The 23,338-nt window shown below is 73.5% G+C and carries 23 protein-coding genes; 18 read left to right on the top strand and 5 right to left on the bottom strand.

Translation table 11 applies throughout. The annotated features are described in order from the left end of the window. Positions 1-325 precede the first annotated feature (325 nt). The 13 genes from AB0N17_RS01905 (at position 326) to AB0N17_RS01845 (ending at position 14,434) form a co-directional block, all read left to right on the top strand. Positions 326-1,081, top strand: a complete 756-nt coding sequence (locus AB0N17_RS01905) for a glycosyltransferase family 2 protein (RefSeq protein WP_366009084.1) — start codon at positions 326-328, stop codon at positions 1,079-1,081. Next, complete coding sequence (locus tag AB0N17_RS01900) at positions 1,078-1,614, top strand: hypothetical protein (protein ID WP_366009083.1); 537 nt, start codon at positions 1,078-1,080, stop codon at positions 1,612-1,614. Before AB0N17_RS01905 ends, AB0N17_RS01900 begins: the two co-directional genes overlap by 4 nt. Further along, on the top strand, positions 1,611-2,339 hold the full coding sequence (locus AB0N17_RS01895; RefSeq protein WP_366009082.1) for a polysaccharide deacetylase family protein: 729 nt from the start codon (positions 1,611-1,613) through the stop codon (positions 2,337-2,339). Before AB0N17_RS01900 ends, AB0N17_RS01895 begins: the two co-directional genes overlap by 4 nt. Beyond that, complete coding sequence (locus AB0N17_RS01890) at positions 2,336-3,427, top strand: glycosyltransferase family 4 protein (RefSeq protein ID WP_366009081.1); 1,092 nt, start codon at positions 2,336-2,338, stop codon at positions 3,425-3,427. The genes AB0N17_RS01895 and AB0N17_RS01890 overlap by 4 nt, the downstream gene beginning before the upstream one ends. Further along, entirely contained in the window at positions 3,424-5,751 is a 2,328-nt protein-coding gene (locus AB0N17_RS01885) for a hypothetical protein (protein WP_366009080.1), read from the top strand. Before AB0N17_RS01890 ends, AB0N17_RS01885 begins: the two co-directional genes overlap by 4 nt. After that, the gene (locus AB0N17_RS01880; protein ID WP_366009079.1) at positions 5,748-6,896 is read left to right on the top strand and encodes a glycosyltransferase family 4 protein; all 1,149 of its coding nucleotides are present in this window, start codon (positions 5,748-5,750) and stop codon (positions 6,894-6,896) included. The genes AB0N17_RS01885 and AB0N17_RS01880 overlap by 4 nt, the downstream gene beginning before the upstream one ends. After that, positions 6,893-7,363 carry a hypothetical protein gene (locus AB0N17_RS01875; RefSeq protein ID WP_366009078.1) on the top strand — a complete coding sequence of 157 codons (471 nt, stop codon included), beginning with the start codon at positions 6,893-6,895 and terminating at the stop codon, positions 7,361-7,363. The genes AB0N17_RS01880 and AB0N17_RS01875 overlap by 4 nt, the downstream gene beginning before the upstream one ends. Next, positions 7,360-8,700 carry an oligosaccharide flippase family protein gene (locus tag AB0N17_RS01870; RefSeq protein ID WP_366009077.1) on the top strand — a complete coding sequence of 447 codons (1,341 nt, stop codon included), beginning with the start codon at positions 7,360-7,362 and terminating at the stop codon, positions 8,698-8,700. The genes AB0N17_RS01875 and AB0N17_RS01870 overlap by 4 nt, the downstream gene beginning before the upstream one ends. Beyond that, on the top strand, positions 8,697-9,830 hold the full coding sequence (locus AB0N17_RS01865; protein WP_366009076.1) for a glycosyltransferase family 4 protein: 1,134 nt from the start codon (positions 8,697-8,699) through the stop codon (positions 9,828-9,830). The genes AB0N17_RS01870 and AB0N17_RS01865 overlap by 4 nt, the downstream gene beginning before the upstream one ends. Beyond that, the gene (locus tag AB0N17_RS01860; protein ID WP_366009075.1) at positions 9,827-11,089 is read left to right on the top strand and encodes a polysaccharide pyruvyl transferase family protein; all 1,263 of its coding nucleotides are present in this window, start codon (positions 9,827-9,829) and stop codon (positions 11,087-11,089) included. Before AB0N17_RS01865 ends, AB0N17_RS01860 begins: the two co-directional genes overlap by 4 nt. After that, positions 11,086-13,407: a glycosyltransferase gene (locus AB0N17_RS01855; protein ID WP_366009074.1), complete on the top strand. Its 2,322-nt coding sequence runs from the start codon at positions 11,086-11,088 to the stop codon at positions 13,405-13,407. Before AB0N17_RS01860 ends, AB0N17_RS01855 begins: the two co-directional genes overlap by 4 nt. A gap of 101 nt (positions 13,408-13,508) precedes the next feature. Further along, positions 13,509-14,024 (top strand): MarR family transcriptional regulator, encoded by a 516-nt coding sequence (locus AB0N17_RS01850; protein WP_366009073.1) that lies wholly within the window; start codon positions 13,509-13,511, stop codon positions 14,022-14,024. 62 nt (positions 14,025-14,086) lie between these two features. Then, positions 14,087-14,434 (top strand): tetratricopeptide repeat protein, encoded by a 348-nt coding sequence (locus AB0N17_RS01845; RefSeq protein ID WP_366009155.1) that lies wholly within the window; start codon positions 14,087-14,089, stop codon positions 14,432-14,434. A gap of 194 nt (positions 14,435-14,628) precedes the next feature. Here the strand turns inward: AB0N17_RS01845 and AB0N17_RS01840 are convergent, their stop codons facing one another. Then, complete coding sequence (locus tag AB0N17_RS01840; protein ID WP_366009072.1) at positions 14,629-15,558, bottom strand: M56 family metallopeptidase; 930 nt, start codon at positions 15,556-15,558, stop codon at positions 14,629-14,631. A 6-nt stretch (positions 15,559-15,564) separates the two neighbouring features. Continuing rightward, positions 15,565-15,963, bottom strand: a complete 399-nt coding sequence (locus AB0N17_RS01835) for a BlaI/MecI/CopY family transcriptional regulator (protein WP_366009071.1) — start codon at positions 15,961-15,963, stop codon at positions 15,565-15,567. Between the two features lie 122 nt (positions 15,964-16,085). On the opposite strand from AB0N17_RS01835, the gene AB0N17_RS01830 reads away from it, so the two are divergent. Continuing rightward, positions 16,086-16,730 carry a peptide deformylase gene (locus AB0N17_RS01830; protein ID WP_366009069.1) on the top strand — a complete coding sequence of 215 codons (645 nt, stop codon included), beginning with the start codon at positions 16,086-16,088 and terminating at the stop codon, positions 16,728-16,730. Positions 16,731-16,738: 8 nt separating this feature from the next. Here AB0N17_RS01830 and AB0N17_RS01825 read toward each other — a convergent pair whose 3' ends face one another. Continuing rightward, positions 16,739-18,169: an NAD(P)/FAD-dependent oxidoreductase gene (locus tag AB0N17_RS01825; RefSeq protein WP_366009068.1), complete on the bottom strand. Its 1,431-nt coding sequence runs from the start codon at positions 18,167-18,169 to the stop codon at positions 16,739-16,741. A gap of 140 nt (positions 18,170-18,309) precedes the next feature. Between AB0N17_RS01825 and trxA the strand changes: the two genes are divergently transcribed. Further along, a complete protein-coding gene (gene trxA, locus AB0N17_RS01820) occupies positions 18,310-18,684 on the top strand; it encodes a thioredoxin (RefSeq protein ID WP_366009067.1) in 375 nt (124 codons plus the stop codon). Between the two features lie 52 nt (positions 18,685-18,736). Here the strand turns inward: trxA and AB0N17_RS01815 are convergent, their stop codons facing one another. After that, a complete protein-coding gene (locus AB0N17_RS01815) occupies positions 18,737-19,750 on the bottom strand; it encodes a LacI family DNA-binding transcriptional regulator (RefSeq protein ID WP_366009066.1) in 1,014 nt (337 codons plus the stop codon). A gap of 182 nt (positions 19,751-19,932) precedes the next feature. Here AB0N17_RS01815 and AB0N17_RS01810 point away from each other — a divergent pair, with 182 nt between their 5' ends. Together AB0N17_RS01810 and AB0N17_RS01805 are read left to right on the top strand one after the other, a co-directional pair. Continuing rightward, the gene (locus tag AB0N17_RS01810) at positions 19,933-20,595 is read left to right on the top strand and encodes a TetR/AcrR family transcriptional regulator (protein WP_366009065.1); all 663 of its coding nucleotides are present in this window, start codon (positions 19,933-19,935) and stop codon (positions 20,593-20,595) included. A gap of 16 nt (positions 20,596-20,611) precedes the next feature. Then, positions 20,612-21,763 carry an FAD-dependent monooxygenase gene (locus AB0N17_RS01805; RefSeq protein WP_366009064.1) on the top strand — a complete coding sequence of 384 codons (1,152 nt, stop codon included), beginning with the start codon at positions 20,612-20,614 and terminating at the stop codon, positions 21,761-21,763. Between the two features lie 7 nt (positions 21,764-21,770). Here the strand turns inward: AB0N17_RS01805 and AB0N17_RS01800 are convergent, their stop codons facing one another. Further along, positions 21,771-22,448, bottom strand: a complete 678-nt coding sequence (locus AB0N17_RS01800) for a helix-turn-helix domain-containing protein (RefSeq protein ID WP_366009063.1) — start codon at positions 22,446-22,448, stop codon at positions 21,771-21,773. Between the two features lie 98 nt (positions 22,449-22,546). Here AB0N17_RS01800 and AB0N17_RS01795 point away from each other — a divergent pair, with 98 nt between their 5' ends. After that, entirely contained in the window at positions 22,547-23,110 is a 564-nt protein-coding gene (locus AB0N17_RS01795; RefSeq protein WP_366009062.1) for an NAD(P)H-dependent oxidoreductase, read from the top strand. Positions 23,111-23,338 lie beyond the last annotated feature (228 nt).

The following is a 23,338-nucleotide window of genomic DNA, read 5'->3' as shown; positions in this document are numbered from 1 at the left end:
TTCACAACTCCCGTCGTATTGCTATGGTCATCCTCCGGTTCAGCGTTCAGGGGGACGCTGGGTCCTGGAGGGGGGAGACACCACGTCGCGACGTTCCGGTCGCGACCCGTGGGAGACGGCTTGCGCGTCGATTCAGGCGACGCCGCCGGCTCCATCGATTTCCATCTGTCATGTCCGGGTGCTGGGGGCACCCGTGTCTGCGCGGCAGGATCCACCCGCTCTGAAGCGCTGTTTCCGCATGCCCGGAAACAGCACTTTCCCAGCGGTCGGGGGCTCACTTCAGGCTGCCCGCAGACGTCGTTCTTCTATGCCTTGGGGGGCATTCATGAAGACGTTGTCCATCGTCATTCCCGCGCTCAATGAGGCGGACAACCTGCCGGCCGTGATGAGGAGCGTCCCGGTGGCCGCACTCTCCGCCAGGGGCTGGAGCACCGAGGTCGTCGTCGTGGACAACGCCTCGACCGACGGCACCGGTGAGGTGGCACGCGACCTGGGCGCCCAGGTGGTGCACCAGCCGGCGCGGGGCTACGGAAACGCCTACCGAGCCGGGTTCACCGCCGCGACCGGCGATGTGATCGCCACCGGCGACGCGGACCGCACGTACCCGTTCGACGCCCTGCCGGGGCTGCTGACCGCACTCGAGGCCCTCAACGTCGAGTTCATGACGACCAATCGGCTCTGTCGGGACAATGCGGCGGCGATGAAGCGGTCCCACACCTTCGCCAACCACGTGCTCAGCGGGGTGAGCCGCATGCTTTTCCGCAACGGACTGCGCGACTCGCAGTCGGGCATGTGGATCTTCCGGCGTCATGTCTGGCACGGCATCGACGTGCGCTCCGGCGGCATGGCCTTCTCACAGGAGATCAAGAACGCTGTGACGCTGGCGGGTTACCGCACTCTGGAGCTGCCAATCGAGTACCGCAAGCGCGGCGGCGAGGTGAAGCTCAACGCGCTGCCGGACGGCATGGCCAACTTGCGCCAGCTGTTCCACCACCGATTCCGCAGACCTCTTGTCGCACCGGCCGATGTCGCCGCCCATGCGCAGCCCTCGGGGGCGGAGGAATTCGGGACCACCGCATGAGCCGACTGCTCGACGCCCCGGGCCGGCGGCCGGCGACGCCCCCCACAGGGCACCGCCACCGCCGGTCCGCGGGGCCGGAAGGGGGCCGGCGAGGCCGCTCGGCCGCCGTGCCGACGACCGCGCTGCTGCTGGTACTGGCATTGGTGACGGCCGCGTGCACCGTGCCGTGGGTGCGGCACGAGCTGCGGGCCTCGTTCACCCGGCTGCCCAGCACCTACACGGAGCTCTACTTCGACGGCACACCGGCCGTCGCACGGGGCGCGGTCGTGGTCCCGGTGGCCGTGGTCGCGCACGGCGACGCCCCACGCAGCTACCGGTTGCGGATCCGGCTGGTCACGGCGTCGGGCCGTACGGAGGTCTCCCGCACCGTCGGCCTCACCACGCAGCGCGCGGGGACGCCTCGGCGTGCGACGGTGCGGCTGCCGTACGGCCGCACGCACGACGGTGCGGTGACGGCAGTCGTCCGCGTCGCTCTCCAGGGTCGGGCCCAGACGCTTCACTACACCCTGGACATCCCCGGAGGCTCCTCATGACGCCGCGTCGGACGGTGGTCACCACCAGCTGGGACGACGGGCACCGGCTCGACACCGCCCTGGCTGATCTGCTGGCTCGGTACGACGTACCGGGCACGTTCTACATCGCCCCGCGCAACGTCGAGTTGCGGCCGGCCGACCGGCTTCCGGCCGCGGGAATACGCGACCTGGCCGCACGCGGCGGGGTCGAGATCGGCGGGCACACCCTCAGCCACCTGAGGCTGCCGCTGATCGACGACACCTCCGCCAGGGAACAAGTCGCTCTGGGGAAAATCGAGTTGGAGAACATCATCGGCGCCCCGGTGGTCAGCTTCTGCTATCCGCGCGGGGAGTACCGAGCGGTCCATGTACGGCAGGTCGCCCAGGCCGGCTTCCGTCTCGCCCGTACGGTACGGCGCAGCTCCCTGGCCACGGGGCCGGTGATGGAGATGGCCACGACCGTCAACGCCTACGCCCACCGGGTCGACGTGCCGCTCGTCCTGCGCCTGGCAGGCGGCAGGCCCGCTCGCGCGGCCCAGCTGTACCGGCACTGGGACGAGCTGGCGATCCGCTGGTTCGACCTGTGTCTGGAACGCGGCGGCGTCTACCACCTCTGGGGCCACAGCTGGGAAGTCGACGCGCGCGGCGACTGGGCCCGGCTCGAGCGGGTGCTGGCATACATCAGCGGCAGGCCGGACGTTCGCTATGTCACCAATGGAACCCTGGCCGAGGCAGGTGCGGCATGAGCACGGTCCTTCAGATCACCCCGTACTACCCGCCGCACCTGGGCGGTCTGGAACGCGTGGTGGAGAGCCTCGCCGACGGTCTCGCCGAGCGGCACGACGTGCGCGTGGTCACCACCACCATCGGGTCGGAAGGCGCTCCGCGCCTGAGCCGCCGGGGCACGCTCGGCGTGGTCCGGCACCGGTCGGTCGAGGTCGCGCACACCCCGATCGCGCCCGGCATGGCCCGGACTCTGCTACGCAGCCCACGCCGTTCGGTGCTGCATCTGCACTCGGCGCACGCGCTGCTGCCGGAGATGGTCGCGCTGCTGGCCCGGCTGCGCGGACAGCGGTTCGTGCTCCACTTCCATCTGGACGTCGACGCCTCCGGACGGCTGGGCTGGCTGCTGCCCGCGTACAAGCGTCACGTCTTCGGCCGGGTGCTGCGCGCCGCGGCCGCCGTCCTGGTGCTCACCCCGTCGCAGGCCGACTTCGTCACGGCGCACTACGGCGTGGCCCCCGGGCGGGTTTTCGTCGTTCCCAACGGAGTCGGTGACCAGTACTTCATGCCGGTCCGCGAGCCGGTGGAGGGAACGCTCGACCTGCTGTACGTCGGCCGGCTGAGCCCGCAAAAGCGCGTCGACCGGCTCCTGGAGGCGATGGCGCTGGTGACCCGGCCGGTCCGGCTGCGGGTCGTCGGAGACGGCGAGGACCGCGACGAACTCATGGCGCAAGCAGAGCGGTTGGGGCTGAGAAACGTCCATTTCTCCGGCCCCGCCCTCGGCGGCGATCTGGTGCGCGCCTACGCATCCGCCGGAGCGTTCGTGCTGCCCTCCGACAAGGAGGGCATGCCGCTCGTGGCCCTGGAGGCCATGGCCGCCGCGCTGCCGGTGATCGCCACCCGGGTGCCCGGCAACACCGAACTCCTCGACGGCACCGGTCTGCTGGCCGAGCCCGAACCGGCCGCGCTCGCCGAGGCCATCGACGCGGTCGCCGGCGACCTCCGGCTCCGCGCCGACCTCGGACGGCGCAGCGCTCAGGTCGCTCGCCGCCACCGCTGGGACGCGGTGGTCCGGCAGGTCGAGGGCATCTACACCGAGGTGCTGTCGTGACCATACGCGCCTGGGCCGTCACCACCGCCCTGGTGGCGGCCCTGCTGGAATGCGTGCCGGGTGTCCCGGTACCGGTGCTGGTCCCGGCGGGACTGTGGCTGCTTCTCGGCGCGCCGGCCCTGCTGTTCCACGGGCTCACGGGCCGGGTGTTGTCGACCCGGGACGGCCGTGCGCTCGTCGGGCTGGGGCTGAGCGTGGCCGGTGCCCTCGCGCTGCTCCTGGCGGTCAACACGCTGCTGCCCGCGCTCGGTGTGGCCCGGCCCCTGGAACGGGTGCCGCTGGCTCTGGCCTCGGCACTGTACGTGGTGGCCCTGGCGGGTGTGTCCGCGTGGCGTGCCTCGGCCGGATGGCGCTCGCTGCTGCCCCGCCGGCCCTTGCGTGCCTCCCGTCCCAGGGCCGCTCGCCCGGCGGGTCTGGCCCCGGTAACTGCCCTCGGCGGCCTGGTCCTGGCGCTGTGTGTCGCGGGCCCGGTCCGTCTCGACAACGGCCTGGGCGGCGGCGTCGCCGTCACCGCGCTGGTCGGGATCACCGGCCTGCTGGCGCTGCTCCTCGTCCGGCGCGGCCGGTATGCCACCGGCGTGCTGGAGCTGGGCCTGTGGTGCGCGGGCGCCGGGGTGCTGCTGCTGACGAGCCTGCGCGGCTGGTACATCACCGGGCACGACATCCAGCGCGAGTACGAGGTGTTCCGGCTGGCGGCCGACTCCGGGCGCTGGGACATCGCCGCCTTCCGTGACCCGTACAACGCCTGCCTGAGCATCACGCTGCTGCCGGCCGCACTCACGCGGCTCACCGGCGTCCCCGGGACCTACGTCTTCAAGGTACTGCTGCCGCTGCTGTTCGCGCTGACGCCGGTGCTGGTGTACCGGTCGGTGCGGAACAGGGCGCCGCAGATCGTCGCGTTGCTGTCGGCGGTGTACCTGATGATGTTCCCGACCTTCTTCACGGACATGACCTTCCTGGGCCGGCAGGAGGTCGCGTTCTTCCTCCTGGGCTGCGCCATGGTGGTGGTCACCGACACGGGGCTGCCGTCGGGGCGGCGCCTGCTGTTCACCGTGCTCGTCGCCGGAATCGTGCTGTCGCACTACTCCACCACCTACGTCCTCGTCGTCGTCCTGGCGTTGGCCCTGGCCGCCGATCTGGCGTGGCGGCTGACGGTTCGGCTGCGCCGGCGCCCCGCGGCCGGGCGGGGCTTTCTGACGTGGTGGATGGTGGTCGCCACCGCCCTGGCGGCGTACGTGTGGTCCGGGCCGGTCACGCACACGACCGGCCAGCTGCACCGCACCGTCGCGCTGACCGCGCGGGAACTGACCGGGCGCAGTACCGACACCGCCTCCTCGGACGTGTCGTACAGCCTGTTCAGCGGTGCTCCGGTGAGCGCGGACCAGCGGCTCGCCGACTACCGGGCCGAGATCGTGCGGCAGACCGGCCGGGGCCGCGCGCAGGGCGACTATCTCCCCCTGAAGACCGTCGACGCGTACACGACCCCCGTCGTCGGGCAGCAGGCCAACCTGCCGCTGACAGCCGCGGGCCGCGTCCTGGAGGACGCCGGTGTCGACGTGCCGGCGGCCAACGGCCTGCTGCGGGCCGGTGCCGCGGCTCTGCTGCAGGTGCTGTTGCTGGTCGGTCTCGCCCTGGCCGTGTGGCCCCGGCGCACCCGCCGTCCGCGCGCCCGGCCTGGCTTCCGGCCGAGCCGCGACCAGGTCACTCTGTCCCTGGGGATGCTCGGTGTCATCGCCCTGCTGACGGTGCTGCCGCAGCTGTCCGTCGACTACGGGGTACTGCGCGCCTTTCAGCAAGGCCTGTTCATCTACGCGCCGTTCGTCGCCGGTGCTTCGCTGTGGGTGTTCCGCTGGGCGCGCCGGTGGGCGGTGCCGGCCGCCTGCGCGCTCGCCCTGGGGCTGCTGCTGGACCTCACGGGCGTCGTCCCCAAGATGCTCGGCGGCTACCCGGCGCAGCTGCACCTGGCCAACTCCGGTCAGTATTACGACATCTACTTCGTCCACCCGGAGGAGCGCACCGCGATCCGCTGGGTGCAGGGCCGGGCGAGCGAGGCACAACGGGCCGACGTCCAGTCCGAGGTGCAGACCGACCGCTACACCTTCAGCCGGCTCCAGTCCCTGATCCGGGGCCGGACGCAGAACGACATCTTTCCGGTGCTGGTGGGCTCACGCACCTATGTCTTCCTCGGCACCACCACGGTGACGAAGGGCGAGGCCACCACCTTCTACCGGGGAGACCTGGTGACGTACCGCTATCCGCTGGGGCTGCTGGACGTCACCAAGAACAAGCTGTACAGCAACGGGGGAGCGGAGGTCTACCGATGAAGCGGGTGCTGTTCGTCAGCCACTACTACCCGCCGCACATCGGCGGCATCGAGAACGTGGTGCGCAACGAGGCGCACCAACTGCGCCGGACGGGCGTCGAGGTGACGGTGCTGACCAGCGGCGCCAGGACGGTCACCGAGGACGACGACGGAGTACGCGTGGTGCGTGTCGCCGCCTGGAACGTCCTGGAGGAGCGGGCCGGAGTGCCGTTCCCCCTGGTGTCGCCCCGGGTGTGGCCGGCCGCGCTGCGCTGGGCCCGCTGGGCCGACGTCGTCCACGTGCACGACTGTCTGTACGTCACCTCGTGGGCTGCGGGACTGGCGGCCGCGCTGACCCGGACCCCGCACGTGCTCACCCAGCACGTCGCCGTGGTCGAGCACCCCTCGCGGGCCGTACGCGCCGTACAGCGCGCCGTGTACGGGTCGGCCGGGCGTGGCCTGCTGCGGCGGGCGCGGCGCGTGCTCGTCGTCAACGGTCGTGTCGCCGACTTCGTTGCCGCCCACGGCGCCCGCCCCGGTTCCGTGCGCCTGCTCGCCAACGGCGTCGACACCGAGGTGTACCGCCCGGCCGCGTCCGCCCACGAGTCCCGGGCCACACGCGTACGCCTCGGTCTGCCCGAGGACCGCGTCCTCGTGCTGTTCGTCGGCCGGCTGGTGCCGAAGAAGGGGTACGACGTGCTGCTGGCCGCCGCCGACCCCGCCTACGACCTGGTCTTCGCCGGCGACGGCAGCGTCCGCGGCGGTGACCGGCCCGGAGTGCACCACCTCGGCCCCCTGCGGCCGGCAGAGCTCGCCGAGCTGTACCGTGCCGCGGACGTCTTCGCCCTGCCGTCGGCCGCCGAGGGCTTCCCGCTGACCGTCCAGGAGGCGATGGCCTCCGGCCTGCCCGTCGTCACCACCGACGATCCCGGTTACGGCCCCTACGGTCTGGACCGCAGTCGCGTCCGGCTGCTGCCCCGCGAGGTGACCGCGCTGCGGTCCGCCCTGACGGAACTGGCCCGGGACGCGGAACTGCGCGCCACCATGGGCCGTTACTCCCGCGCCCACGCCGTCGAAGGGTTCGCCTGGCCCGAACACACCGCCCGGCTGCGCGCCCATTACGCAGGTGCCGACACCGGCCCGTCCGTCCGGGAGGCGGTGGCGTGAGTCGGGTCTCCCGGGCCGCGCTGGAGACGGTCCTCGTCCACGGACTGCTGGGCTGGCTCTACGTCGCCGCCGTCGCCGCCGCGCGCCCGGCCGCGCTGTCGGTGCCGATCAGTTCGCTGCTGCCGGTGCGGCGCGACACGTTCGGCACCGCCTGTTTCGCCCTGTCCGCGCTGGCGGCGACGCTGCTGCACACGAGGACCGGGCGCTGGTGGCAGCGGACCGCGCCCCGGCCTGGCGCCGGACCGGCACTGCTGCGTACGAGCACGGTCTACGGCCTGTTCGTGTGGGCGTACCTGTGCGTCAACTCCCTGACGCATCCGAAGACCCTCGCCCGGCCCCTCACCCACTTCGCCGACGCGCCCCGGGAGGGGCAGACGGCGGCGTGGGCGTTCGCGGTGACGGCGCTGACGCTGCTGCTCGCGCGGGCGCAGGCCCGCCCGGACCGTGCGGGAGGGGAGACCGCATGAGCATGACCGCCCGCTCGGTCCCGCCCCCTCAGGCCGCGCCCCGCCTCGCGCGCGCCCGGGCGCTGGCCCGTGACCCGCTGATCGCCAACTCCTTCTTCCTCCTGGCCACGACCGCGCTGGGCGCCGGCGCCGGATTCGTCTTCTGGCTCCTGGTCGCCCGGCTCTATCCGGCCGCGGACGTGGGCCGCGCCTCGTCGCTGCTGTCGAGCATGTCCCTGCTGTCGTACTTCAGCCTGTTCGGGCTCAACTCGACGCTGGTGCGCCACCTGCCGACCAGTGACCGGCCCGCGCACGACGTCGGCACCGCCCTCAGCACCGTCGCCGTCTGCTCGTGCGCCATTTCCGGCGGCTTCGTGCTGCTCGTGCCCTGGATGGCGCCCCAACTCGCCTTTCTGCACGACTCCTTCGTGATCACGGCGGGCTTCGTCGTGCTCGCCGCCGGCGCGGCCGTCAACCTGCTCACCGACTCCGTCTTCGTCGCCTTCCGCGCGACTCGCGTCAATCTGGCCGTCAACGGCGTGCTCATGAGCCTGGTCAAGCTCGCTCTGCCGGTGCTGTTCGTCTCCGGCGGCCCCTTCGGTGTCGTCGCCGCCGGTGCCGGCGCGTCCACGATCGCCGCAGCGGCCAGTGTCCTCGCCATCCGCGGCGTCCTGCGGCTGAAGATCCGGCCGGTGTTCTCCTGGCGCACGCTCCGCGCCACGCTCGGCTACTCGCTCAGCTCCTATCTGTCCGGCAGCCTGAACCTCCTGCCCCAGATCGTGCTGCCGATCGTCGTCCTGCAGATCCTCGGACCGGTCCCCGCCGCCGTCTATTTCGTCGCCTTCCAGATCGCCAACCTCGTCAACTCCGCCTCCTACGCCATCGGCGAGGCCCTGTTCGCCGAAGGCTCCCAGCACGGCGCGGCCCTCGGTCCCATCGCCGTCCGCTCGGGCAAGGTCATCGCCCTGGCCACGGTGCCGACCGTGGCCCTGGTGGCCGTCCTGGCCCGGCCCGTCCTGCAGGTCTTCGGACCGCAGTACGCGGCCCACGGCACCACCACGCTGACCGTCTTCACGCTCGGCTCCCTCACGGTCGCCTTCAACACCTGGGTGAGCTTCCTGCTGAAACTGACCCGCCAACTCGTGGCCATGGTCGTCTCCAACGCGGTCCTGGTCGCCGTCGTCCTCGTCATCGCCCTGGCCCGGCTGCACCACGGCCTGGTGTGGGCCGCGATCGCCTGGGGCGCCGGCAATCTCGCCTCCGGCGTCGCGGCGGGCGCCGCCCTGCTGGCCGGTGGCGTACGGGCGCCGCACACCGGACGGCACCGGCGCGCGGGGAAGGAGCACAAGACCGCGTGAACATCCTGCAGATCGTCAACATCGGCCACGAGGCCGGCGGCGCCGAGAAGAGCGTCCGCCTCATCGCGGACGGCCTGACCGCGCGCGGCCACCGTGTGCGCGTCGTCGCCACCGACCTGCTCGCCGAGGGCCGTCAGGTGTTCGCGGACGACCTCGTACCGGCCATCACCGGCACGGCGCCGCAGCGCTTCGCCCGCAAGTTCTTCCACCGGTCCGCCCACACCCGGATCCGCCGCGTCGTGAAGGACTTCGCCCCCGACTGCGTCCACCTGCACACGATCGGCGAGTTCAGTCCGTCCGTGCTGACCGCCACGGCCGGGGTGAAACGGGTGCTGACCGTGCACGGCCCGGAGGACTGGACCCGGGAACTGCTGCGCTGGAACCTGCCCAGCGCCCCCGCCGGCCGGCTCTCCCCCGCCGACGCGCTCCGTTACGCCTATCTTCGGTACGTACAGCGCCCGGCCTACCTGCCGCGGCTGCGCCGCCTGGACCGGGTTCTGGCGCCCAGCGCCTACTTCGCCGACGCCGTGCGCATCGACGTCGGCCCCAGGGTCCCGGTGCACGTGCTGCCCAACGGGGTGCCCGGCGCGATCGTCGCGCAGCCGCTGGACGCCGCGGACCATCTGCTCTACGCGGGGCGACTGGAGCGGGTCAAGGGTGTCGACGTCCTGTTGTCGGCGTTCGCACGGCTCGGCCGCGGCCGGCTGACCGTCGTGGGTGACGGACCGGACCGGGCCCGTCTGGAGGCGCTCGCGGGCCCGGGCGTCACGTTCACCGGCTGGCTCGGCGCCGACGCCGTGGCCCGCCGGCTGGCCTGGGCCTCCGTCGTGATCGTGCCGTCGGTGTGGCCGGAGAACTTCCCCACCGTCGCCCTGGAGGCCCTGCGTACCGGACGCGCGCTGGTCGCCTCCCGGGTCGGCGGACTGCCCGAGCTGGTCGGGGACGACAACGGGGCGCTGTTCCCCGCGGGGGACGCCTCCGCGCTCGCGGCCGTCCTGGAACGGCTGATCGGGGACGGGGAGGTGCTCGCCCGTATGGGAGCGGCGTCGGCGGCCCGGGCGCGGCGCTACACCGTCGAGGGGTTCCTCGACGGTCTGGAACGGCATTATGAAGAGGTGGTCGGGGGATGAAGGTTGTCGTCGTCAATGCCTTCGAGCGAGGCAATCGGGGGGACGCGGCCCTGCTCGGCGTCGCGATACAGCAGGTGCGGGATGCCTTTCCCCGAGCCGTCGTCGTGATCGCCGGTTTCGAGGAGCCCGGAGAGCGGCCGGCGTTCGACGGAGCCCGCAACATCGGCTCGATCCGCCGCAGTGCCGGCGATGAGACCGCGACCCGCGCCGCTCGGATCGCACGTAAGGCTTCGGCGCTGGCGCTGGGGGTCGTCGCCGCGCTGCCGGGAGGCGGTCGGGCTGTGCCGTTCTTGGCCGCTCTCCTGCCGCGGGAGATGCGCGACGAGGTTCTGGCGGTGACGGACGCCGACTTGGTGCTGTCGCTGGGCGGCGGCTATCTCAACGCCCGCCCCGACCTCCCCTCCGACCTGAACATCGCCTTCCTCCTCCTGCCGCTGTGGCTGGCCCAGCGGGCCGGTGTGCCGACGGTGCTGGGGCCGCAGTCGTTCGGGCCGTTTCCCCGACGGCGTCAGCGGTGGATGGTCCGGCGGGTGGTGGGCCGGGCCGTCGCGGCGGTGGCCCGGGAGGACATCAGCGTGGTCCGGCTCGCGGAGGCCGGGGTCGGCGAACCGACCGTCCTGCGCGGAGTGGACAGCGCCTTCGCCTTCCGCAGCCGGTCCCGTCGGCTCTGGCGGGCCGAGTTGGGCGTGGGGAAGGAAGAACGGCTCGTGCTGGTCACGGCACGTCGGCACCTGCCGGCAGGTCAGCAGGAGACGTACGAGGCGGCCATGGCCGCCGCCGTGCGACGCGCTCTCGACTGCGACGCGCACGTGGTCCTGGTCCCGCAGGTCACCTGTGCCTTCCAGGGCGACGACGACCGGCCGGTCAACGCCCGCCTCGCCGCGCAGGCGGGCCCGCACGCGCGGCTGCACGTCCTGGACGACGCGACGATCGACCACCATGACGTGCACGCCCTCTACGGCGCCGCCGACTTCATCCTCGGCACGCGGTTCCACTCGGTCATCTTCGGGCTGACCTCGGGGGTGCCCTGCGCGGCCGTGGAGTACGACCACAAGACCCGCGGCATCATGGCCGACCTCGGTCTGGAGGAGTGGGTGGTGCGCATGTCCGACGCCCGGGGCACGGTCGTGGCCGACCTCCTCGACCGCCTCCTGCTGTCGGGCGACGACTACCGCAGGCATCTGCGGGCCGTCCTGCCCGAATACACCGAGCGTGCCGGGGACTTCACCCGCGTCCTGCGTGCGGCGGTGCCCCGATGACCCGGCAGGCGCACACCGCGCCGACGGTGCTGCTGGCGGCGCCGTACGTGCCGCCCTCCGTGGGCGGTGTCGAGCAGTATGTCTGGCACCTCGCCCGCGAGTTGAGCGCCCGCCACGGCTACCGGGTGGTCATAGCCACCACAGCGGCGAGGGGCGAGCGTCCGGGTCGGTACGCGGACGGTCCGGATGGCTGCGCGGTGTACCGGCTGGCGGCCCCCCTGCTGCTGTCCCGCACCCCCGTCGGCGCGGGCTGGCGGCGGCAGTTGCGGCGGATCATCGAGCGGGAGGGCGTGGACCTCGTCAACGGCCACGCGCCGGTGCCGCTGTTCGCCGATGCGGCGGCACGCGCGGCGGACGACGCCGGCCGGCCCTTCGTCCTCACCTACCACACCGGACGCATGCGCAAGGGCAGTCTGCCGGCCGACGCCTTCCTCGCGGGGTACGAGCGCACGGTGCTGGCCGGTACCGCCCGGCGCGCGCGAGAGGTCATCTGCTCGTCCGACTACGTCGTGGCCGACCTCGCCCGCCTGTTCGCCGGACGGGCCACGGTCGTTCCCCCCGGTGCGGACCTCGGCCTCTTCGCACCGAGCCCGCTGCCGAGCGAGCCCAGGGTGCTGTTCGTGGGGTCCCTGGACCGGCACACCGCCTACAAGGGCCTGTCCGGCCTGCTGCGTGCGGTCGCCGAACTGAGGCGAGCCGGAACTCCGGTGCGGCTGGAAGTGGTCGGTGACGGAGCCGCGGCCGGGGACTACCGACGGCAGGCCGCGCGACTCGGACTCGACGAGGCCACTGCCGTGTTCAGCGGACGGCTGTTCGGCGAGGACCTGGCCGCCGCCTATCGCAGGGCCCTGGTGCTGGCGCTGCCCACGTCGTACGACAGCTTCCCCAGCGTGCTGGTGGAGGCGATGGCCGCCGGGCGTCCGGTGGTCACCACGCGTGTCGGTGGCATTCCGACCCTGGTGCGGCACGAGGAGAACGGGCTGCTGGTGGCACCGGGCGATCGGGCGGCCCTGTGCGGTGCGCTGACCCGGGTGCTGACGGACCAGGCCTTCGCCGGCCGGCTGGCCGAAGCCGGACTCTCCCATGTGCGCGCGGAGTTGGGGTGGGCCGGGCAGGCGGATCGCACGGCCGGTGTCTTCGGCCGGGTGCTGGCGGGCCACGCACCGTGCACGGTCGCGGTCGTCGCCCCGTACTTTCCGCCCAAGATCGGGGGTGTGGAGAACTACGCGGCCCGCGTGGCCGCCGCCGTGGCGGCCGACCCCGACCTGCGGTCGGTGGTGATCACCAGCAACACGGCGGGCCGGCGCAGTGGCGTGAGCATCGAGAGCGGCGTGCCCGTCGTCCGGCTCGGAACCTGGATGCGGGTGTCCAACACCCCGCTCAGTCCGCTCTGGCCCCTGCAACTGCGCTTCTGGCTGCGGCGTTTGCGCGTCGGTGTGGTCAACACCCACTCCCCCGTGCCCGGACTCCCCGATCTCGCCGTCGCCTTCGGGGGCGGGCGTCCCGCCGTGGTCACGTATCACGCCGGGTCCATGGTGAAGGGCGAGCCCGGGGCCGACCGGATCATCCGCCACTACGAGACGCACGTCCTGCCGCGCGTGTTCGGCCGGGCCCGCGCCCTGGTCGCCGTGTCTCCGGTCTCCCTGGCGGCCCACCACCCCGGCGCCCAGCAGATCACCCCGGGAGTCGACACCGTGCGTTTCACACCCGGCGGCCTGCCGCCGTCGCAGCGCCCGCGTGACGTCGTCTACCTCGGCCGCATGGACCGCACCTCGTCGTGGAAGGGCGTGGACGTCCTCCTCGACGCCGTCGCGAAGCTCCCCGGCGACCTCGCGCTCACCCTGGTCGGCGGTGGTGACGCCGTAGCCGACCACCTCGCCCACGCCGACCGCCTCGGCATCGCCGAGCGGGTGCACACCCCCGGTCCGCTCATCGGCGACGACCTGGTGACGGTGCTGCAGCGGGCCGCCGCTGTCGTCCTCCCCTCCCGCACCGAGGCCGAGTCGTTCGGCATGGTTCTGATCGAGGCCATGGCGTGCGGCACGCCGGTGATCGGCTCGGACGTCGGCGGCATCCCGCACGTGATCGAGCCGGACGTGAACGGCCTCCTGGTCCCACCCGGCGACCCTGCCGCCCTCGCCGGGGCCCTGCAGGCCCTGCTCGACGACGGCGGCCTCGCCGATCGCCTCGGCGCAGCGGGCCGTCGCACCGCCGTCGAACGGTACGCCTGGCCGACACTCACCGACCGCTACGTGCGGCTGTTCAAGCAACTGGGGGACCACTCCCGAGCCGCACACACCCGGTCCGGTAACAGCTGATCGCGGCTCAGGCCGACGGGCGCGGCGAGCGCTGCGCCGGCCGAGCGGCAGAGTGATCACTCTGTCTCCTCCGCGGATAGTAGCCATGTACCGTTTCCCCTATGAGCAAGGGATCCGAAGGGGCCACGCCCGGTTTTCTGGTGTGGCGGCTGTCGACGAAGTGGCGGGTCGCGGTCGACCGAGCCGTGGCCCCGCTGGGGCTCACCCACGCGCAGTACTCGCTGGTGGCGTCGTTGCACGGCATGCACCGTTCCGGTCTGCGCCCGAGCCAGCGCCGCCTCGCCGATCACATCGGCATGGAGGCGCTCTACGTCTCCAAGCTGGCCCGCGGCCTGGAATCGGCCGGCCTGCTGGAGCGCACCCGGGACCCCGCCGACCCGCGCGCCGTTCAGCTCGCGCTCACCGAGCGGGGCCGTGAGGTCACGGCGAAGGCGATCGACGTCGTCCAGGGGCTGCTGGGCCAGCTGCTCGCGCCGCTCGGCGGACCCGACAGCCCACGGGCACGCGACTTCGCCCGGGACCTGGCGATCCTGCTCGACGCACCGCTCGACCCGCTCGACCCGCTCGGCACCGCCGGCCAGGCGATCACCCGGCCCGATCAGCGGAATCCCGATTAGTGGAATATTGAACAACAGGGGTCGGTTGTGGCCGTCGAAGGAGGTCACGAGTGCAGACGCAAGTGGAGACCACGTACTACGACCACGGCAGCCCCGCCGACCGCTGGGAGCGCGCGCAGCTGTTCTTCGACGCGAAGGACTACGCGAGCGCCGCGCGAGTGCTGGCCGGGCTGGTCGAAGAGGTGCCGGAGCAGACCGGACCCCGGCTGCTGCTGGCCCGCGCCTACTACCACTCGGCTCAACTGCGTCGCGCCGAAGCCGAGTTGCGGATCATCGTGGAACGCGACCCGGTGGAGCACTACGCGCGGCTGATGCTGGGCCGCACGCTGCAGCGGCAGTCCCGGCATGAGGAGGCGGAACGACACCTGCGGATCGCCTCGGCGCTCGCGGGTGACTTCCCGCAGGAGTGAATCAGGGGGCGAGGGCCCGGTTCCCGGCAGGGGGCCGGGCCCTCGGCACGCCCCACGCGGGCGGCCGTACGGTCCGGGTGACCACCCAGTGGCCAGGCGACCATTCAGTGGCTCGGAGCGGTTCCCCCGGCGGGCCGCCGGTTCCGCTCGGGCGTCCCCGGCCGGCCGGGCGCCCTTCTCGTGGAATGCCGGGCTTACAGCGAAGTCGCCGCGTGCAGGGTCAGGAACAGGGTGACGGCGGAGTTCGCCGACGACATCGCGGACACCAGGGTGCCGGCGGCGGCGCCCCAGGCCGCGAGGCCGACCGAGGTGAAGGCCGGCGGCCAGGTACGGGCCACGGGGGCGGGCGCCAGGAGCGCGGCCACCCGGCGGGGCACCGGTCCGGTCGCCGCGAGCGCGGCCAGGGTCGGGGCGGGGGTGCCGGGGGACAGCAGCGCGGCCTTGCCGATGGCGCGGGCGACGGCGCGCCGGTCCCCGACCGCGCGGGCCGCCTCCTCGTCCGCCCACCGCTCGGCCGTGTAGACGACGGCGGTGCGCAGCGGGCGCAGGAACGGGTTGGCGCGGGCGGCCAGTTGGGCGGCGAGCAGATGGCGGTGGTGGCGGGCGGCCAGGTGGGCGCGTTCGTGGGCGAACAGCGCGCGCCGTTCGGCGGGGGCGAGCCCGGCGAGCAGCGCGGTGGTGACGACGATCCGGCCCCGGCGGCCGGGCAGGGCGTACGCGTACGGCGTGCTGTCGGGCAGCACCGCCACCGTGCGGCCGGGCAGCGCGGCCAGGGACCGGCGGGCGCGGCGGGTGACCCGGCGGTGCCGCGCCAGGGTGCGGGCGCAGGCGGCGGCGACCACGGCGAGCGCCGGGATGGCGGCCCGGCCCGCGACGCCGTCGTGCGGGACGGCGGCCCGCACGGCGGGGTCGGACCAGCCGTCCGGGAGGGGGTTGCCGGGCAGTTGCGCGGTCCCGACCACCATGAGCAGGGCCAGGCACAGGGTGCTGCACCCGGCCATGACGACGGCCACCGCGGTCAGCAGCCGGGTGGCGGTGCGCGGGTGCAGACGTGTCTCGGCGAGCCGGGCGACCGGCCAGGCGGACAGCGGCAGTACCAGCGGCAGGAAGACGAAGACCCCCATGGGCGGTCAGTCTTCCGTACCGGCGCTGTCCGTGTGCGTGCTGTCGAGCAGTGCCCGCAGGATCTGTTCGTCGCCCGGCGGCAGGGCGGTGACGAAGCTCGCGAGGACGGCCTCGCGGTCCCGTTCGCCGTCCAGCAGGCGGCGCATGCGCAGGGCGGCGAGCCGGGCGACGTCGGCCGTCGGCGTCCACACGAAGGAGCGGCCGTGCCGTTCGCGGGCGACGACGTCCTTGGCGAGCAGCCGGGTGAGGATGGTGACGACGGTGGTGTAGGCGAGGTCGCCGCCGAGGCGCTGGCGCACCCAGGCCGCGGTGACGGGTCCGTCCGCCTCGCGCAGCGCGCCGAGGACCTGGCCCTCCAGCTCGCCCCGGCCGCGGCGCCGGCCCCGGCCGCCTTCCCGCGCCATCTCCGTCTCCCTCCGGCGTCGGCGTGTCGGACCACGCTACTTCATGCCGCGGGCGCTGCCGCGGGTACGGCGTCCGCGCCGGTGCGCGACCTCGGCACGGGCGGCCGTGGCATGCTGACGCGATGGCACCTCCCCGTGATCACGCGCCCCTCGCCGAGCAGGTCGAGGAACTCCTCGCCGCCGGCGGCCCCTTGCCCATCGTCGCCGCGGGCCGGCCGGTGCTGCGCCGCGGCACCGAGCGTTACGACGGCCAGCTCGGCCCCGCCCTGCTGGCCCGCTTCGTCGAGGCCCTGCGCGCCACCATGCACGCCGCTCCCGGCGTCGGCCTCGCCGCTCCCCAGGTCGGGGTGCCGCTGCGGATCGCGGTCGTCGAGGACCCGGCGCCGGTGCCCGAGGAGGTCGCGGTGGCACGGGGCCGCGTCCCGCAGCCGTTCCGGGTGCTGGTCAACCCGTCGTACGACGCCGTGGGCACCGCGCGGGCCGCGTTCTTCGAGGGGTGCCTGAGCGTGCCGGGCTGGCAGGCGGTGGTGGCCCGGCACGCCGAGGTGCGGCTGCGCGCCGAGGACGAGCACGGGCGTGCGGTGGACGAGGTGTTCACCGGGTGGCCCGCCCGGATCGTCCAGCACGAGACGGACCACCTGGACGGCACGCTGTACCTGGACCGCGCCGAGCTGCGCTCCCTGTCGACGAACGAGGCGGTGGCGGCCCTGTGGGCCCAGCCGACCCCGGTGCCGGCGGCCGAGGCGCTGGGCTTTGAACTCCCCTGAGCCAGGGGTCACTTGTCCCGGTAGGCCTCCAGCAGCCGCAGCCACACCTCGCTGAGCGTCGGGTACGAGGGGACCGCGTGCCACAGCCGGCCGACCGGGACCCGGCCCGCGACCGCGACGGTGGCGGAGTGGATGAGTTCGCCGACACCCGGGCCGACGAAGGTGACCCCGCGCAGGATCTCGTCCTCCAGGTCCACGACCATGCGGGCACGGCCCTTGTAGCCGTCGCCGTACAGCCCGGCGCCGGCGACGGAGGAGAACTCGACGTCGACGGCGCGGACCCGGTGGCCCGCCTGTTCCGCCTCGGCGAGGGACAGGCCGACGGCGGCGGCCTCGGGTTCGGTGAAGACGACCTGGGGGACGGCGTCGTGGTCGGCGGTGGCGGCGTGCGCGCCCCAGGGCTCGTCCGTGAGCGGGTCGCCGGCCGCGCGGGCGGCGATCGCGGCACCGGCGATGCGGGCCTGGTACTTGCCCTGGTGGGTGAGGAGGGCGCGGTGGTTGACGTCGCCGACCGCGTACAGCCAGTCGGTGCCGGTGACCCGGAGGGTGTCGTCGACGTCCAGCCAGGAGCCCGGTTCCCGGCCGACGGTGTCCAGGCCGATGTCGTCGGTGTGCGGGACGCGGCCGGTGGCGAAGAGGATCTCGTCGGCCTCGATGCGGTCGCCGGCTGATGTGACGGCCACGACGGTGCCGTTCTCGCGGGTGACGGACTCCACGGAGGTGCCGGTGCGCAGGTCGACGCCGGCCTCGGTGAGCGCCTCGGCGACCAGTTCCCCGGCGAAGGGCTCCATGCGGTTCAGCAGGCCCTTGCCGCGCACCAGCAGGGTGACGCGGGAGCCGAGGGCCTGCCAGGCGGTGGCCATCTCGGTGGCGACGACACCGCCGCCGACGACGATCAACCGTCCGGGGGCCGCCTGGGCGCTGGTGGCCTCACGGCTCGTCCACGGCTTCACCTCGGCGAGTCCGGGCAGGTCGGGCAGCTGGGCACGGGTGCCGGTGCAGACGGCGACGGCGTGCCGGGCGGTGAGCGTCGTGACCGTGCCGTCGGGGCCGGTGACGGTGACGGTGCGGGGTCCGGCGAGGCGGCCTTGGCCGCGGTACAGGGCGGCGCCGGTGCCCTCCAGCCAGGCGACCTGGCCGTCGTCCTTCCAGTGGGAGGTGTACTCGTCCCGGCGGGCGAGGACCGCCGGGGTGTCGAGCGGGCCCTGGACGGCCCGGTCGAGACCGGGCAGCCGGCGGGCGTCGGCCTGGGCGATGACCGGCCTGAGCAGGGCCTTGCTGGGCATGCAGGCCCAGTACGAGCATTCGCCGCCGAGCAGTTCGCTCTCCACGACCGCGGTGGTGAGGCCGGCCGCGCGGGTGCGGTCGGCCACGTTCTCCCCGACGGGCCCGCCGCCGATCACCACGACGTCGTACGCGTTGGATTCCGTTTCCGTCATGGGGTCAGTCTGGTGGGTGGTGTGCGTGGTGGCCACATGGGTACGCGCGCGGAACACAGGCGTGCACGTGTGGAATAGGCGGCCGGACGGCCGTGTTTCCGCCGTCGGCACCACCCCACACCAGGAAGAGGGATCACGCCATGAGCAGCACCGTGGAGCTGACCAAGGAGAACTTCGACCAGACGGTCGACGAGAACGACTTCGTCCTCATCGACTTCTGGGCCTCCTGGTGCGGGCCGTGCCGGCAGTTCGCGCCGGTGTACGAGAAGGCCGCCGAGGACAACCCGGACCTGGTGTTCGGCAAGGTGGACACCGAGGCGCAGCCGGAGCTGGCGCAGGCCTTCGGCATCCAGTCGATCCCGACGCTGATGATCGTCCGGGACAAGGTCGCCATCTTCGCCCAGCCGGGTGCCCTGCCCGAGGCCGCTCTCACGGATGTCATCGGGCAGGCCCGGAAGCTGGACATGGACGACGTCCGCAAGAGCATCGCCGCCCAGCAGGGCGAGGCCCAGTAGCCCGGGAGAGGCGGCGGCCCCGGAAGAGGCGGCAGCCCCGGGAGAGGACCGGTCAGCTGGACTCGCGCCGGACCAGTGAGGCGCCCAGCACGGTGCGGACCTCCGGCTCACCGCCGGGGTCGCGCACCGCGCGGTCGACCAGTTCGGCGAGGTCGCGGCCGGAGGGCAGTTCGATGTGGACGGTGCTGAGCCGGGGCCGCAGCAGCCGGCCGAGCATCAGGTCGTCGGCGCCGACGACGGCCACCTCGTCGGGGATGCGCACCCCCTGGTCCTGCAGGGCGCGCATCAGCAGCATCGCGTACTCGTCGTTGTAGGCGAACACCGCGTCCAAATCCAAGTCGGGCCAGCGGGCGGCGAGTTCGGCGGCGGACGGCTCCGTGTAGGCGAGCGGCAGCTCGGTCACGGCCGCGTCCGTGCCGCGCAGGGCCTCGCGCACACCGGCGAGCCGGGGCCGGGAGTAGACCTCCAGGCCCGGCTCCTCGGGTACGACGACACCGATCCGGCGCCGGCCGCCGGCGTACAGGTGGGCGCCCGCGCAGTGGCCGACGGCGTCGTGGTCCATCAGCAGGGCGTGGGCGCCGTCGACGCGTCCGGGGCCGAGGGTGACCACGGCACGGGCGCCGGACCGCTTGAGGACCTCGACGCCCTGCGGGCCGAGTTCCGCGCCGGGGACCAGGACGGCGACGGGCCGCAACTCGGCCCAGGCGCGGGCGGCTTCGTCGCCGTGCAGGCCGACGGTGCCGTACTGGACGACGGTGTAGTCGAGGCGGCCGAGCGCCCACTGCAGTTCGCTGAGGAACCGGCTGTAGAGGGGGCCCACCGGGATCGCCGGGGCGGGCATGAGGACCATGCGGCTGTGGCCGGCGCGCAGGCTGCGGGCCGCGGCGTGGGGCACGTACCCCAGTTCCCGTGCGGCCTCGCGCACGCGTCGGCGCGTCGGCTCGCTGATCCGTACGGCGCCGGCGTTGTTCAGGACGTAGGACACGGTCGCGCGCGAGACACCGGCCAGGCGGGCCACGTCGGCGCTCGTGGGCGTGTTCGGTATCTGCACCATGACAGACCGCATCTTGGCAGAGCGGCGGGGGCCGGGAGCAGGCGGGGGAACGTGGTTCATCGTTCGACGGAAACCAGGACCTTTTCTGCGGGTCGACCCACGTGAGTCGAGGCACGCACATCGACGAACGTGTTCGTTACGAGCTTGTTCGTTACGAGCTTGTTCGTCACGAACATGTTCGTTACGGTGGAGCCATGACCGCTTCCCCGCGCTCCCGCCGCGAACGCCCCGCCAAGCCGGCCCTGAGCCGCGAGGGCATCGTCGCCGCCGCCGTCGCGATCCTGCGCGCGGAAGGGCTGCGCAAGGTGACCATGCGGCGGCTGGCCCAGGAGCTGGACACCGGACCGGCCTCGCTGTACGTGTACGTCCGCAACACCGACGAACTCCACGCCGCCGTCCTGGACGAGCTGCTCGGCACGGTCGGGTCCGCCCCGGCCGCGGGCACCTGGCGGGAGCGGCTGGAGGGGCTGCTCACCGCCTGCACCGCGATGCTGCTCGAGTACCCGGGCCTCGCCCGCTCGGCGCTGACCGCCCGGCCGAGCGGACCTCACTACCTGCGGCTCGTCGAGAACCTCCTGGCACTGCTGCAGGAGGGCGGGGTGCCGCGTGCCCAGGCGGCGTGGGGCGTGGACCTGCTGCTGCAGCACGCCACGGCCACCGCCGCCGAGCACGCCGGGGAGGAGCCCCTCGGCGACTGGCAGGCCGTGGAGCGCGCGCTGCGCGAGGCGCCCGCCGACACCCACCCGCACATCGCCGCCGGCGCCGACGAGCTGCTGTCCGGCACCCCCGAGGCCCGCCTGTCGTGGGCCTTCCGGACCCTGATCAACGGCATCGAGCGGACCGCCGTACCCGACTGACCGGCCAGGAGGCCCCATGACCACCCCTGCCCCGACCCACCACCCCGTCGCCGTCGTCGGCGCGGGCCTCGGCGGGCTCGCACTCGCCCGCGTGCTGCGCGTGCACGGCATCGAGGCCGCCCTCTTCGACCTGGAGGCCTCCCCGGCCGCCCGGACCCAGGGCGGCATGCTCGACATCCACGAGGACTCCGGCCAGCGCGCGCTGCGCGCCGCCGGGCTGTACCAAGAGTTCCGGGCGCACGTCCACGCCGGCGGCCAGGCCGTGCGGGTGCTGGACCACCGCGGCACCGTCCGGTTCGCGCAGTCCGACGACGGCACCGGCGCGCGCCCCGAGATCGACCGCGGCGACCTGCGCGACCTGCTCCTGCGCGCGCTGCCCGAGGGCACCGTCCGCTGGGGCGCCAAGGTCACCGGGGCACGCCCGCTGGGCGACGGCCGGCACGAGGTGACGCTCGCGGACGGCACCGCGTTCACCACGGACGTCCTGGTCGGCGCCGACGGCGCCTGGTCCCGGATCCGCCCGCTGCTCTCCCCCGCCCGGCCCGCCTACACCGGCGTGTCGTTCGTCGAGGCGGACCTGGTACGGGCGGACCTGCGCCATCCGCGCGGCGCCGCCGTGGTCGGCGGCGGGATGCTGTTCGCGCTCGGCCCGGGCCGGGGCTTCCTCGGCCACCGCGAGACCGACGGCAGCCTGCACGTGTACGTGGCCGTCGAGGCGCCGGAGGACTGGCTCGACGGCATCGACTTCACCGACACCGAGGCGGCCAAGGCGGCCGTGCTGAAGGAGTTCGACGGCTGGGACGAGAGCCTGCGGGCGCTGGTCGCCGACGCGGACGGGGCGCTCGTGCCGCGGCGGATCCACGCCCTGCCGGCCGGGCACCGCTGGGACCGCGTCCCGGGGGTCACGCTGCTCGGTGACGCCGCCCACCTGATGTCGCCGTTCGCCGGCGAGGGCGCCAACCTGGCACTGCTCGACGGCGCCGAACTGGGCCTCGCGCTGGCCGCGCACCCCGGCGACACCGAGGCCGCGCTCGCCGCCTACGAGGCCGCCCTGTTCCCGCGCGCGCAGGCGTCCGCGGCGGAGTCCGTGCGGGGAGCGGCCCTGCTGTTCGGCGCGGACGCCCCCGAGGGCCTGGTCGGGATGTTCAGCGCCCCGCAGCCCGGCTGAACCGGCGTCAGCGCGGCGGTTCGGTGCCGGTCACCCGGGCGACCAGGTCGATCCAGCCTGCCTCCAGCCGCACCAGGGGCATCCCGCACTCGCGGGTCTGGTGATGGATCAGGGCCGGGTGGAGCGAGGCCAGCAGCGTCTGGGCCAGCAGCTCGCAGTCCGCGTCCGGCACGATCTGGCGCAGCAGCATGACGACGTGGGTGCGCAGGGCCACGAACGCGGGGTGGGAGAACCGTCGGGTCGGCTCGTTCAGGGCCGCGAGCTGCAGGTCCAGTTTCTCGGCCGAGCGGTACAGCACCGCCACGCCGAACGCCCGCAGCCGCTCCAGCGGCGGTGCCCCGGGACCCAGCGGCGGGGGTCCGCCCAGGAAGTCGGCCTGCAGCTGCCGGTCGGAGTGGTCGAGCAGGGCCATCAGCAATCCGGTGCGGTCGCCGAACCGGCGGAACACCGTGCCCTTGCCCACCTGGGCCGCCGCGGCGACCGCCTCCATGGTGACCCCGGCCACTCCGCGCTCGGCGATCAGCCGGGCCGCGGCGTCCAGCAGCCGGGCCCGGTTGCGCGCGGCGTCGGCACGCAGGCAGGGTTCCTCCGGAGCCGGGCCGACCTGGAGCAACCGGGGCACATCGGGCGGCTCTTGGGGCGGGAAGGGCGGGAGGACGCTGGACATGACGACAGCGTAAAGCATCGGGAAGAAAACTGGACCGCGGTCCGCTTACAGTGCTAGACATTAAGCGGACCCCGGTCCGGATCGTGACAGCGATGTTTCAGCCCTTTGGAGTTTCCATGTCTGTTCGCATCCTCGCGCTCGTCGGCAGCCTCCGCGCCGGCTCGCACAACCGCCAGCTCGCGGAGGCGGCCGTCAAGCTCGCTCCCGAGGGCGCCGAGGTCGTGGTCCACGAGGGCCTGGCGGACATCCCGTTCTACAACGAGGACATCGACGTCGAGGGCAGCGTCCCGGCCACCGCCGCACAGCTGCGTGAGGCCGCCCAGGCCGCCGACGCCTTCCTGCTCTTCTCCCCCGAGTACAACGGCACCATCCCGGCCGTCCTGAAGAACGCCATCGACTGGCTGTCCCGCCCGTACGGCGCCGGCGCCTTCGGCGGCAAGCCGGTCGCCGTGATCGGCACCGCTTTCGGCCAGTACGGCGGCGTGTGGGCGCAGGACGAGGCCCGCAAGGCCGTGGGCATCGCCGGCGGCAAGGTGATCGAGGACATCAAGCTGTCCATCCCCGGCTCGGTGACCCGCTTCGCCGAGACCCACCCGGTGGACGACGCGGAGGTCGCCGCCCAGCTGACCGAGGTCGTCGCCCGTCTGCACGGCAACGTCGGCGAGCGCGCGGCCGCCTGAGCCGTAGGCACACGCACCGAGCAGGGGCCGGATCCTTCCGGCCCCTGCCGGCGTTCACCAGGCGACGACCGGCTCCCCTGCTCCCCGTCCGCGGCACCGGCGGCGACGACCGACTCCCCGCACCCCGCCCGCGGCACCGCCGGCGCGCGGCCGGCTTCCCGGGCCACCCTGTCACGGCACGACGGCCGGCTCCCCCGCCCGCGGCACCGGCGGCGGACTCCTCCGGCC

The sequence above is a fragment of the Streptomyces sp. NPDC051133 genome (genome assembly GCF_040682635.1).
GTDB lineage: Bacteria > Actinomycetota > Actinomycetes > Streptomycetales > Streptomycetaceae > Streptomyces.
This window is presented reverse-complemented; position numbering and strand designations above follow the sequence as displayed.